This is a genomic window from Patiriisocius marinistellae, from assembly GCF_009014635.1.
Classification (GTDB): domain Bacteria; phylum Bacteroidota; class Bacteroidia; order Flavobacteriales; family Flavobacteriaceae; genus Patiriisocius; species Patiriisocius marinistellae.
This window is the reverse complement of sequence record NZ_BKCF01000011.1, coordinates 1-13,485: the sequence shown is the minus strand read 5'-3', so window position 1 is coordinate 13,485 and position 13,485 is coordinate 1. Positions and strand designations below refer to the sequence as shown.

Sequence of the window (13,485 nt, the reverse complement as noted above, 5' to 3'; positions counted from 1 at the left end):
CCGAATTTTTACAAATTCGACTTATTGCAAAAAAAAATTTAATAAACGAAATTTGTAAAAATCAGCTCGGGTACGTCCGAAAGGCTTTCACCTTTCTTCCTCCGCACTGCTCATATACAAATCCGTTACCTGCAAGCTAAAAGCCAACGCACAGTCAAGCACATTTCATTTTTATCGTGCCTCAAAAAATAAAAAGAGCTTGCCTTTTTCCAACGCTCAATCCGAACTAAAAACAGAATTAATTAGGAATTCCAAAAAATGTCCGTAAATTTGTCCGTGTACGCAAAAACGTCCGTGAAATATTATGGCAACAATTAATTTCTATTTAGACAAACCAGACAAAAAAGGGTTTGCACCAATTCATCTACGAATAAACTGTAACGGAAATCAAGTAAAAGTTTCTACAGGACAGAAAATAGAACCGAAAAAATTTGATAAATCCAAACATAAAGCGATTGGATTAAGTATCGAATCGCACGAAATCAATCATTATTTAGACTTTTTAAAAGAAAGAGCAGATGAACTTTTGCACCATTCCAACAAAAAAACTTTTAATCAAGATGAGATTAAAAGAAATTTGACCGAACATATTGAAAGCTACAAGCAAAATAATAATGTAAATATTGTAAGAGAGCAAGTTGCTCTTTATGGCAAACCTTTCACTTTTGTCGATTTGTTTGCTGGAGCTGGTGGATTTAGTGAAGGCTTTTTACAAGCAGAACACAATAATAAATTTTTCGATTTTGTTGTAGCAAATGACATCAACGAAAATTGCGAATTGACACACGTTGTACGTTACAATCATCAATTAGGCTTGGATGCTGAATTTTTAAAACAAGATATTACTGAACCAGATTTCCTTGACAATTTATTGAAAAAAATTAATGGACGAAAAATTGATGTAGTTTGCGGTGGTCCACCTTGTCAAAGTTTCAGTCTTGCAGGAAAACGCAAAAAGTTTGACAAAAAAGACGACCTATTTTCTCACTATTTAGAAGTTATTAAGGTTTTACAACCTAAATACTTTGTGATGGAAAATGTAAAAGGTATTTTGACAAAAGAAGGTGGAAAAATTAAGGAATTAATCATAAAAGAAATTAACTCGATTGTAGACAATAAAGAGATTCCTCAATTGGTTTCATTTATCAAGACAGTTAGTAAACAGTCTAATTCATTTCTCTTCGACACATTAATTAAAAGAGTTGAACTTGAAAAATTACTTGAAAAGGATAAAGAAAATGGAAAAGCTGATTTTATCAATTTTGTAGAAAATAGATTTAAGAAAATAACGCCAAAAATTGCAGATTATAAAACCAGTAAAACCGACGAAAACATAAATACTATTCGTCACGGTTTTAATCTTTTGGCACGAACAAAAGAATGGGATAAATTAAAGCGTGATATTATTAAAGAAAAAGATTTTTGCAATATTGATAGTGATAATTTTGCAGATGCTTTTACCGATTTCCTAACAGAGATAGGTTCAGAAAATATTATTTCAAAAATTGAAAACTCTTTTAAGGCTTTAAAAGTTCCAAAAAATTATAAAAAGGATTGTGAAGATATTATTACAGCTTTAAAAATTTACACGACTTCTTTTGATGAATCAATCGAAATATTGAAATCTCATTGCAACAAGGCTGAAAGAAAGGAATTAGATACTATTCTCGAAAGTATCAGACTTTACAAAATAGAACAACCATTTGTTGCTAACGCATCAAATTATGGTGTTCCTCAAAATAGAGAAAGAGTACTTTTTATAGGTTGTCGGAAAGACCAGAAATATATCTCTGAAATTCCTGCAACTGTTTCCCAAGAAGAAAAAGTAACCATATTTGAAGCTTTGTATGATTTAGATTTCATTGGTAACAATCAAGAAGCACATCGATACGAAGAAATTGATATTTCAGCTCAATATAACGGAACTGCAAAGAAAATGTCTAAACTTCTAAAAAGAAGAAAAATTGACGGAAAGCCTATTTCTAAAGGTGGAAAATCATTTGCAGAATGGTCAAAAAAAGGTAGATTAATTGAGCGTTTTAAGCCACAAACAAAGCCTTTCTATGTAAAAAACACTCAAGGTCTTGAAAATGGCGAAAAATATTTTGACGTACTCAACAACCATAAAACAAGCAATCAAAACGAAACTGTTATTGAAAGACTTGGTGTAATTCTAAAAAATGGAAATTACAAAAAAGCCCAACCAGAACTTGAAAAGTTAAATCTTTCAACGAACAAACGAAACTACAATGTTTTAAAACCAGACGAGCAAAGCTCTACGATAATGACTATTGCAGATGATTATATCCATTATAATTCGCCAAGGTCATTAACAGTTAGAGAAATGGCACGATTACAATCGTTTGATGATTCTTTTGTTTTTCAAGGCAAACGTTCAACAGGTGGAAATAATAGAAAAACTGAAGTTCCTCAATACACATTGGTTGGCAACGCTGTTCCGCCATTATTGGCAAGAGCAGTTGCAAGTGAAATTTTAAAGCATATCAAGTGAGAAAACTTACAGACGCAGAACAAGAAAAGATAAAATTACTGACCAAAAACCAAGTTTCTCTTACTTTAATTGAGCCAACCGAAACAGGACTTAAAAAGTCAATTATGGATGCGACTGGTTCTGTTCGTAGTTATTTGAAAAGTGAAGGTATTCACGATTACGAATTGCAAAGTCAAGGAACAGGAAGTAAAATAATTATTCCAACGGTTATTCATACTGGTTTTAAAACCATAAAATCTAAAGCATCTTTATACAGACCTTCAACAAAGAAAGGCGACCCAAGAATTTGGTTTTATAGTTTAACAAAAGTTGCAGAACCAAATGATATTATTGCAATCACATTTTACAACGATAGGTTTCAAGTTTTTAACTTGACAAGATTAGATGTTCGTGAGTTGATTAATTCAAGCATTCAAAATCCTTTTCAGGATTTAATTAACGCAATCAACACAACCGAAAATGAAGTAGCTTTTGAGCTTTTAGCAATGTTAAGAAAAATTGCTAATGCTGGCCCAATTCCATCAATGGTTGATGCTGACACTTCTGTTGGCAGAACACTTGAAACTGCACTTGGCATCGATATTAATTCATCTAAAAAGCCAGATTATAAAGGAATTGAATTAAAATCATTTAGAAATAATAGAACGAATAGAAAAAATCTGTTTGCACAAGTTCCAGATTGGAAATTGAGCAAATTTAAAAGTTCGGCTGAAATTCTCGATAACTTTGGTTACGTACGTGATGAAGATTTCAAATTGTATTGTACCGTTTCGGCTATTACCAGAAACTCGCAAGGTTTGAATTTAAGAATTGATAGCGACATTAAACAACTAATAGAAAATTCAGACAAACCAGAAGTTGGCGACTTCGTAGTTTGGACATTGGACAAACTTCACAATCGACTGAAATCAAAACATAAAGAAACATTCTGGGTAGAAACGGAAAGTATTAGAATAAATGAACGTGAACACTTCCAATACAAATTTGTTGAGCATACGAAAAAGCCTATCACTTCTCAATTCGATTTATTAATTGAGCAAGGGATAATAACGCTTGACCATTTAATTAAGCGTAACTCAAAAGGAAAAGTTGTTGAAAAAGGTCCGTTATTTAAAATTAAACCGAAAGGAATAGAATTGCTTTTTCCGCCAAGTGAGAGTTATGATTTAATGACATAGCGGAATTTCCAACGCTGAAAGCCATACACATTTCCAGTCGCGCCATCCACGCCACACCAAAACTGTAAAAGAGTATGTCTTTGCCAACGCGAGCAAGTTTGTGGAATAAAGCCAGCAGGTAACAATGTATATAAAAAATAGGGCGATTTTGGCTCAATCGAAAGGTAGTTGTGTGTTTGCGATGCCACCACATTTTTAATTTTGTATTTTTATAACTGAAAAGTTAAAAAATAAAAATTAAAAATATGGCTCGTGGCTCAACCGAATGGAAACAGCTTACTTTCTGCCCTACTTTTCATATACGCTACCGTTGTGCATAATGCGGAAATCGTGCCAAACATCAACATTTGTACTAAAAAAGCCAACGCTCAAAACAGCACATTCATTTTTTCCAACCACATAAGCCAACGCACAAAAAAATAAAAGAGCTGTTTCTTCCCACCGCACAAATCCGAACTAACCAAGAAACATTTTTGCAACACCATTGCATTAATAAATTCATATATTTGCATCAATGAAACATTTAGCATTCATATTGTCAATTTACATTTTCGCACTTAATCTAACACCTTGTGCAGATTACGTTGTGTCTGATAATGATGTTAAAACTGAAATCTCACAAGCTATGGATAATGACCATCAGCACCAAGATTCAGATTTATGTTCCCCTTTTTGTATTTGCCAATGTTGCCATATTAGCGCAACATATTTGCACTTTGCAGATTTAACACTCGATATAACTCTTATTTCTACTCAAGATTTTCTACATCTAAACGGTACAGAAAAAGATTTTACCACTTCCATTTTACAGCCACCAAGGGCATAATTCAGTTTTTTTAAGGATATCTATATCCAAACGTAACGCTTTTTAATGCAAGCGTTGCTTCGCTTTTATTTTGCGCTTCGCGCAAAATGATATGTTTAACTGAATTAACACATTTTCTATGATTAATAAAATCATTGATTTTTCAATCAATAACAAATTCATTATTGGTTTGCTAACGCTAACCATAGTGGCAGCAGGTATTTGGAGTATGACCCAAGTACCCATCGATGCTGTTCCAGATATTACAAATAACCAAGTACAGGTGATAACACAAGCACCCAATTTAGGCACAGAAGATATTGAGCAATTTGTAACCTACCCCATAGAAGTTGCAATGAGCAACTTGCCCGACGTTAAGGAAATCCGTTCCATTTCACGCTTTGGCTTATCTGTCGTTACAATCGTTTTTGACGATAATATGGGTACATACCTACCTCGTCAATTAGTATCAGAAAAACTAAACGCAGTAAAAGAAGAAATCCCTAAAGGTTTTGGCGAACCTACAATGGGCCCAATTTCATCAGGTTTAGGCGAAATCTACCAATACACACTTAAGGTAAAGCCAGAATATAAAGACAAGTATTCGGTTACAGACTTGCGCACAATGCAAGATTGGATTGTGCAACGTCAAATGGCGATGGTAGAAGGTGTTGTAGAAGTAAACGCCATAGGTGGTAAAATAAAACAATACGAAGTAGCAGTTGACCCAAACGAACTAAAGGCAATTGGCATAACAATCACAGATGTATTCGAAGCGCTGGAAATGAACAACCAAAACACAGGTGGCGCATATATCGAAAAAAACCATCAAGCCAATTTCATACGTGGCGAAGGATTGGTGCGCAGTTTGGAAGATATTAAAAATGTAACGGTAAAGAACACAAACAACATTCCTATTACCATTGGCGACATAGCTACTGTTCAATTCGGCTCGGCAATTCGTTATGGTGCATTGACGCAAGATGGCGAGGGCGAAGTCGTTGGTGGTTTAGTTATGATGCTCAAAGGCGCAAACTCTAATGATGTTATCGAGAATGTAAAAGTGCGGATGGCTCAAATTGAAGAATCGTTGCCCGAAGGTGTCATAATAGAACCTTTATTAGACCGCAGTAAATTAATTGCAGAAACCACATCGACTGTTGCAACCAATCTTATAGAAGGTGCATTAATCGTAATTTTCGTGCTGATTTTCTTATTGGGCAATTGGCGTGGTGGTCTAATTGTAGCTTCCACCATTCCGTTATCCCTATTATTTGCCTTTATATTAATGAATGTTTTTGATGTATGGGCAAACCTTATGAGTTTGGGCGCAATAGATTTTGGGATTATTGTGGATGGTGCTGTGATTATAGTTGAAAGCACAGTATTTTTAATTGCTTCCCAATTATATAAAAAGAAAAAACTGTCTTCCAAAGAACGTGATGGCGTTGCGGCAAACGCTTCAAAAAAGATGATGAACGCTGCCTTTTTCGGTCAACTTATCATCTTGATTGTATTCCTTCCCATTTTAGCATTAGAAGGTATTGAAGGTAAAATGTTCAAACCAATGGCATTGACATTCATTTTTGCAATGATGGGTGCAATGGTACTTTGCTTGACGTATGTACCTATGATGTCTGCCCTAATTCTGCGAGCACCAAAATCTGACAAAAAATCCTATGGCGATAAATTTGTGCATTGGGTAGAACGTAAATACCAACCTTTATTGGTTAAATCCCTTAAAAGAGGAAAACTAATTGTTGGTATTGCGGTCGTTTTCTTCGGTATTGCAGTCTTTATGTTTAGTAGAATGGGTGGCGAATTTATTCCGCAACTCGATGAAGGCGATATTGCCTTTCACGCCATTTTAAAACCAGGCAGTTCACTTACCGAAACCATCGAAACCACTACTAAAATCGAGCAAATTGTAAAAGCAAAGTTTCCCGAAGTTGAAAAAATTGTAAGTCGTATCGGTGTAGCCGAAATCCCAACTGACCCAATGCCAATGGATATTGCAGATGTTTTTGTAATTCTCAAACCTAAAGGCGAATGGTCAACAGTTTCTTCAAAAGACGAACTCATTGAAGAAATGAAAAAAGCAGTGGAGATAATTCCCGGCGTAAATTATGAATTTACCCAACCCATCGAGATGCGTTTTAATGAATTGCTCGAAGGTGTCCGCGAAGATATTGCCATTAAAATTTACGGCGAAGATATAAATGTGCTTTCCCAAAAGGCAGAAGAAATATCCAAAATAATAGCAGGAACTGAAGGTATTGGCGATATGAAAGCCGAAGCTACAACAGGTTTACCGCAAATGACAATTACGTATAACCGCAGTAAATTAGCACAATACGGACTTCAAGTAAATACTTTGAACCAAATTGTTCAGTCAGCATTTGCAGGTGGTAAAGCAGGTGTGATTTTTGAAGGTGAAAAACGTTTTGATTTAGTAGTACGTTTAGACGCTGAAAACCGAAAGGATATTTCAGACGTTCAAAACTTATTTATCAACTTACCGTCAAGTACTCAAATTCCGCTTCGTGAAATTGCAGACATCAGCTACAAAGCGGGACCAATGCAAATAAGTAGGGACAATACCAACCGCAGAACCTATGTAGGTATTAACGTGAGAGGTCGTGATGTAAAGTCATTGGTAACTGAAATAAAAGAAAAATTAGATGCAAATCTCGAACTGCCATCTGGTTATTTTATTCGTTACGGTGGTGCTTTTGAAAATCTGGAACGTGCCAGCAATCGCTTACAAACCGTAGTTCCAATTGCATTACTTCTAATTTTCGTTTTAATCTATTTTGCTTTAAAATCACTTCCGCAAACTTTAATGATTTACATCGCAATCCCAATGGCAACCATTGGTGGCGTTGTTGCTTTATGGTTAAGGGATATGCCTTTCAGTATTTCGGCAGGTGTTGGTTTTATTGTCTTATTTGGTGTGGCGGTTTTAAACGGATTGGTAATGATTAGCGGACTGAATGAGCTAAAAGATGAAGGCGTAACCAATCTCAAAGACAGAATTGTGGAAGGCACAAAACGTAGAATAAGACCTATTATGTTAACTGCCTTTACAGATGTTTTAGGCTTTTTGCCAATGGCAATTTCATCTTCGGCAGGCGCAGAAGTACAACGTCCTTTAGCAACAGTCGTTATTGGTGGTTTGTTGACTTCTACCCTTTTAACTCTGTTTGTTTTACCAATTTTATATCAATGGGTAGAAAATAAATCGTTCACGTTTAGACCTAATAAAAAAGTAGTAGCAGTAACGGCAATGGTAGCCTTTTTATTTTTGTTACCAATAACAGGAAATGCACAACAAGTCAATGATTCGTTACCAATTATTTCAATAAATGATGCGGTACGAATTTCAAAGGAAAACTATCCAAGTTTAAAACAAAGACAGTTGGAAGTTGAAAAACAGCAACAGTTAAAAGGTACTGCTTACGATTTTGGAACAACTCAAATCTTTACAGGTGGAGAAGAAATCAATAATGGAGCAGGAATTTATACCACAGTTGGCATAGGACAATCAAATATTGATATTTTCAGTATTGCACCAAAACGTAAATTACAGGAACAGCGCATTATTTTGGCACAAAAAGCTTTTCAGCTTTCAGAACTCGATTTAGAAAAAGAAGTTAAAAAAGCGTGGGCAAATGCTTTCCAGAAAAAAAGGAACTATAATCTATATCGTGCATTGGATTCAATCTACACCAATTTTGAAACAGCGGTGGAATTAAATTATGAGGTTGAAGCCATTTCAAAATTGGAATATTCCGCATCAAAAAACCAAGCATTACAAATTCAAAATAAATTCTTGCAAGCAAAAAGCGACTATCTAATCGCTTTACAGCAATTAAATCTTTGGTTGGTTTCCGATGAATTTTACAGCGTTCCAGATGAATTGGATATCACTAATGAAATTGATGTAAACAACTTCAATATTAAAGAACATCCATTATATAACATCGCGCAAATTCAAGTTGATGAAGCAGAAGCAAATTATAAAACTGCAAAAGCGGAAAATTTGCCCAAGTTCAACCTACAAAGTGGTTTACAAAGAGTAAACGGCAATTCTGGTTTCTATACCTATCAAGCAGGCATTTCAATTCCTTTTTTATCGGGTACAACAAAAGCAAATATTAGAACTGCAAAAATTGACAAACAAATTGCCGAAACAAATATTCTTTTCAGACAAAAAGAAGTTGAAGCTAAATTTATACAAGCGAAAGAAAATTATCTAAAGTGGAAAACATCGTGGCTTTTCTATGAAGAACAAGTACTACCGCTTATCAAAGACCAAAAAACGGGAGCATTGTTCGCTTATAAAGAAGGCGAGATTGATTATTCCGCATTCACACAACTTATTAAAGACGCTATTCAGAGCGAAATTGAAGCGCAAACAGCTTTGGTAAATTATTTAGAGAGCACATTTGAATTACAATATTTTAAAAATTAAGACTATGAAAAACACATTATATATCATTCTGGCAGTTTTAATACTGTCATTTTCAACAACCTCTTGTGGCAATAAAGAAAACCACAATGAAGAGGATGGACACGCACACGACGAGAAAACTAATAGTGAATCTAAAGAAGAGCATAGCGAAAGCGAAGAAATTATGCTATCTGCAAGACAGTTTGATGCCTTAAAAATGAAGATAGACACGATTGCATCACGCAATATGAGCGGCTATGTAGAAGCAAACGGAACATTAGAAGTGCCACCACAAAGCGAAGCCGCCATAACTTCGGTTGTTGGTGCAAATGTGGTTTCTATTGAAGTGATTGAAGGCGATAAAATAAACAAAGGTCAAGTGGTTGCGTACCTCTCACATCCCAACATCATTCAAATGCAAACCGATTATTTAAATGCGTATAGCAACAGTAATTTTTTAAAGAAAAACTATGAACGCCAAAAGAAACTCTACGATGCAGGTGTTGGTTCAGGTGCAAATTTCCAAAAGGCAGAGGCAGAATATGAGGCATCAACCGCAATGGTAAAAGGCTTGGCATCGCAATTACAGTTATTGAACATTAGCACCACATCTGTTGCAAAAGGTACAATTGCCCAACGTGTGGCATTACGCAGTCCAATTGAAGGTTTTGTGCAAAAGGTGGAAGTGAAAACAGGACAGTACGTTGAACCACAAACCGAACTCTTTGAAATTGTGGACACACATCACGTTCACGCAGATTTAATGGTCTTTGAAAAAGATGTGTCCAAAGTAAAGAAAGGTCAAAAAGTTACCTTTAATATTCAGTCCATTAAAGATGATGAATTGAGCGCAGAAATATATTCCGTAAGTAAAACCTTTGAAGAAAATCCAAAAGCGGTACACGTTCACGCAGAAATCGAGAACAAAAAAGGCAACCTAATCCCTGGTATGTATATTCAAGGTAGAATTCAGACAGAAAGCACCAAAACAATGGCATTGCCCGAAAGTGCCATAGTAAAAGAAGGCGACAGGTTTTTTGTTTTTTCGGCAGAAAAAGAAAATGACGATTGGAGTTTTAAACCTATCGAAGTCATTTTAGGCGTAAAAGATGGCGATTGGGTAGCGATTACTTTTTCCGAAAACATCGACCCAAAAACAAAATTTGCCTATAACAATGCGTACTACCTTATTGCAGAAATGAAAAAGGGAGAAGCAGAACACGCACACTAATGATGAAAAATATTGAACAACTATTAGGAGAAAAAAATATACGCGTTACCGCAATGCGCTTATTGGTATATAAATTTCTTGCCGAAAAAAAGATTGCGGTTGCTTTGAGTGATATTGAGAACGCTTTCGCGAAAGCGGACAGAACAACTTTGTACAGAACCGTTAAGACATTTGAAGAAAATGGAATCTTACATCAAATAGACGATGGTACAGGAATTACAAAATATGCACTTTGTGAAAAAGGTTGTAATTGCGAGATTGAAACCGATTTGCACTTGCATTTTCATTGCAATAATTGCAACGAAACAGTTTGTCTAACAGAGCATAAAATCCCACAGATAAAAGTGCCCAACGGTTTTGTGGCAGAAGATGTAAATTTGGTGGTAAAAGGCATTTGCGAAAAATGTAGTGGTCAATAAATGCACTTCCATTGCACGCATCTTTATACTATATTGTCAACCTAATAACTAAAAAAAAACAATGTTACAGATACTAAATTCAGAAAAGGAAAATCTTATTTCAGCTAAATTAAGCGGCAAGATTTCAAAAAACGATGTAGAAAAAATCCATTCAAAAATCCACGATATTTTAGAAAACAACGATAAAGTCGATTTCTATTTTGAAATGGATGATTTTGATGGCTACACCCTAAAAGGATTTTGGGAAGATATAAAAACAGACAGCGCACATATTTCAGATTATGGAAAAATGGCGGTTGTTGGCGAAAAAAAATGGCAAGAATGGGCAACCAAAATAACCGACTTTTTCACAAGTTCAGAAGTACAATATTTTGAAATGGCTGAAAAAGAAAAAGCAATGATTTGGATTAAACAATAAAGGACAATGTTAAAAAAGAAGAAAGTTGAATTGAAAGACCTAAAGGGAAATTCAGAAAATGAACACAGCCACGATGATGGTCACAATCACGGAAGTGAACCAAATAGTTTTAAAACCTACATTCCAGCAATCATAAGTTTTACGATGCTCATTATTGGCATCGCATTAGATTATTTTGATGTTGCCTTTTTTAAAGATTGGGTACGCATTGTTTGGTACGGCATTGCCTACTTACCAGTTGGTTTTCCAGTTTTAAAAGAAGGTTGGAAAAACATCACAAAAGGCGATGTTTTTACAGAGTTCTTTTTAATGTCAATTGCCACAATTGGCGCATTCATTATTGGCGAATATCCCGAAGGTGTTGCAGTTATGTTATTTTATGCAGTTGGCGAATTATTTCAAAATGCAGCAGTCAATAGGGCAAAATCGAACATAAAAGCGTTGCTCGACGTAAGACCAAACGAAGCGTTGGTATATCGAAATAATGATTTTCTTTCGGTTAATCCTGAAACTGTAGAAATTGGCGAAAAAATACAAGTTCGTGTTGGTGAAAAAGTACCGTTGGATGGAATATTACTTTCTGATAAAGGCTCTTTCAACACAGCAGCTTTAACAGGCGAAAGCAAGCCTGATACGATTGCAAAAGGCGAAAAAGTATTTGCGGGCAGTATCAATATGGATGGCGTTGTAGAAATTGAAACTACAAAGGAATTTAAAGACAGTTCTATTGCTCGAATTTTGGATATGGTTCAAAATGCGACAGCTCGTAAATCAAAAACAGAATTATTCATTAGACAATTTGCAAGAATTTACACGCCAATCGTTGTGTTCTTGGCAATTGGCGTTACATTTTTACCCTACTTTTTTGTGGATGATTATGTATTTAAAGATTGGTTGTATCGTGCCTTGATTTTTCTTGTGATTTCGTGTCCTTGTGCATTGGTAATTTCAATTCCGTTAGGCTACTTTGGTGGATTGGGTGCAGCTTCTAAAAATGGAATTTTATTTAAAGGTGCTTCATTTCTCGATGCAATGACTAAAATCAATACGTTGGTGATGGATAAAACGGGAACAGTTACAAAAGGCGTTTTCAAAATAAAGGAAGTTAAAGCAATCGATTTGGCAGAAACCGAATTTATGAAATACTTAATGGCGATGGAAGAACAATCTACACATCCAATCGCAAAAGCTATTTTAGAATACAAAGCAGATGGCGAGGATTTCGATGCAACTGAAGTTTCAGAAATCGCTGGAAAAGGTTTGAAGGGCATTGTAAATGGAAAAATAGTTTTAGTCGGAAATAAAGCGTTAATGACCGCAAACAACATTCAAGTTTCGGAAGAAACCGAAAACATTGTAGAATCCATTGTATTGGTAGCAATTGAAGGAAAATTTGCAGGTTATGTGGTTATTGCAGACGAATTAAAGGAAGATGCAAAAGAAACAATTACTAACCTACATAAAGTAGGAATTGCGAATATTATGATGCTCTCGGGCGACAAGAATTCCATTACTCAAAAAGTAGCATCCGAATTGAACATTGAAAAAGCCAAAGGCGGATTATTACCCGAAGATAAATTGAATGAAGTTGAGATTTTAAAACAAAATCCAGACAACAAAATTGCTTTTATTGGAGATGGTATAAACGATGCACCAGTTTTGGCTGCAAGTGATGTGGGAATTGCGATGGGTGGTTTGGGTAGCGATGTTGCGATTGAAACCGCAGATGTAATTATTCAGACCGACCAACCATCAAAAGTGGTTCGAGCGATAAAAATAGGTCGTTCTACTCGAAAAATTGTTTGGCAAAATATTGGTTTAGCTTTTGGAGTGAAAGTGATAGTATTGATTTTAGGAGCAGGTGGATTAGCGACAATGTGGGAAGCAGTTTTTGCCGATGTTGGTGTAGCACTTTTAGCTATTTTAAATGCAGTTAGATTACAGAAAATGAATTGGGATTGAGCACTATTGCGGAAAAATTCCGTACTAAATTGAAAAATCGATAACCGAAATGCCAACGCTAAAAGCCATACACATTTACAGTCGCATCATCCAAGCTTTGTCAAAACTGTAAAAGAGTATGTCTCTGCAACGCTCACTTCTGAACTAAACAACAAACATCGGAAAACCAAGCTGAACGTGTAAAGCACTATGCACAACAATGTATATAAAACATAGCTAATATAGGCTTTCCGAGAGGTTTTTGCTTCTTTATTAAGTCCGCCAATTTTTTATTTTTGTATATTTAGAAAATTAAAGATAAAAAGAAAAATTTAAAAATTCGGCTCGTGTATAATCCGAAACGATAGCGTCTTTTTACACGCTACGTTTCATATACGGAGACGTTGTGCTTAATGCTGAAAAAAAAATCTTGCGTGTTTAAAAGTTAATTTATGAAAAAGTGGTTGTTGATTATTTCGAGCATTATTATTGTAATTCTGGCAATAATGAGTTTTCATTTTAACTCTG

The 13,485-nt window shown here is 35.2% G+C and carries 8 protein-coding genes; all 8 read left to right on the top strand.

Annotated features, from left to right (window positions below; genetic code table 11):
• The first annotated feature begins 304 nt into the window (after positions 1-304).
• The 8 genes from GB234_RS14720 to GB234_RS14685 all read left to right on the top strand — a co-directional run bounded on the left by GB234_RS14720 (position 305) and on the right by GB234_RS14685 (position 12,978).
• The gene (locus GB234_RS14720) at positions 305-2,512 is read left to right on the top strand and encodes a DNA cytosine methyltransferase (RefSeq protein ID WP_151895344.1); all 2,208 of its coding nucleotides are present in this window, start codon (positions 305-307) and stop codon (positions 2,510-2,512) included.
• Positions 2,509-3,690: an MvaI/BcnI restriction endonuclease family protein gene (locus GB234_RS14715; RefSeq protein WP_151895343.1), complete on the top strand. Its 1,182-nt coding sequence runs from the start codon at positions 2,509-2,511 to the stop codon at positions 3,688-3,690. The genes GB234_RS14720 and GB234_RS14715 overlap by 4 nt, the downstream gene beginning before the upstream one ends.
• 514 nt (positions 3,691-4,204) lie before the next feature.
• Positions 4,205-4,516, top strand: a complete 312-nt coding sequence (locus tag GB234_RS14710; RefSeq protein WP_136583794.1) for a DUF6660 family protein — start codon at positions 4,205-4,207, stop codon at positions 4,514-4,516.
• A gap of 118 nt (positions 4,517-4,634) precedes the next feature.
• Positions 4,635-8,969: a CusA/CzcA family heavy metal efflux RND transporter gene (locus GB234_RS14705; protein WP_151895342.1), complete on the top strand. Its 4,335-nt coding sequence runs from the start codon at positions 4,635-4,637 to the stop codon at positions 8,967-8,969.
• Positions 8,970-8,973: 4 nt separating this feature from the next.
• Positions 8,974-10,179, top strand: a complete 1,206-nt coding sequence (locus tag GB234_RS14700) for an efflux RND transporter periplasmic adaptor subunit (RefSeq protein ID WP_151895341.1) — start codon at positions 8,974-8,976, stop codon at positions 10,177-10,179.
• A 2-nt stretch (positions 10,180-10,181) separates the two neighbouring features.
• Positions 10,182-10,598, top strand: a complete 417-nt coding sequence (locus GB234_RS14695) for a Fur family transcriptional regulator (protein WP_151895345.1) — start codon at positions 10,182-10,184, stop codon at positions 10,596-10,598.
• 61 nt (positions 10,599-10,659) lie between these two features.
• Positions 10,660-11,016 carry a SpoIIAA family protein gene (locus GB234_RS14690; protein ID WP_151895340.1) on the top strand — a complete coding sequence of 119 codons (357 nt, stop codon included), beginning with the start codon at positions 10,660-10,662 and terminating at the stop codon, positions 11,014-11,016.
• A gap of 6 nt (positions 11,017-11,022) precedes the next feature.
• Positions 11,023-12,978, top strand: a complete 1,956-nt coding sequence (locus GB234_RS14685; RefSeq protein WP_151895339.1) for a heavy metal translocating P-type ATPase — start codon at positions 11,023-11,025, stop codon at positions 12,976-12,978.
• Positions 12,979-13,485 lie beyond the last annotated feature (507 nt).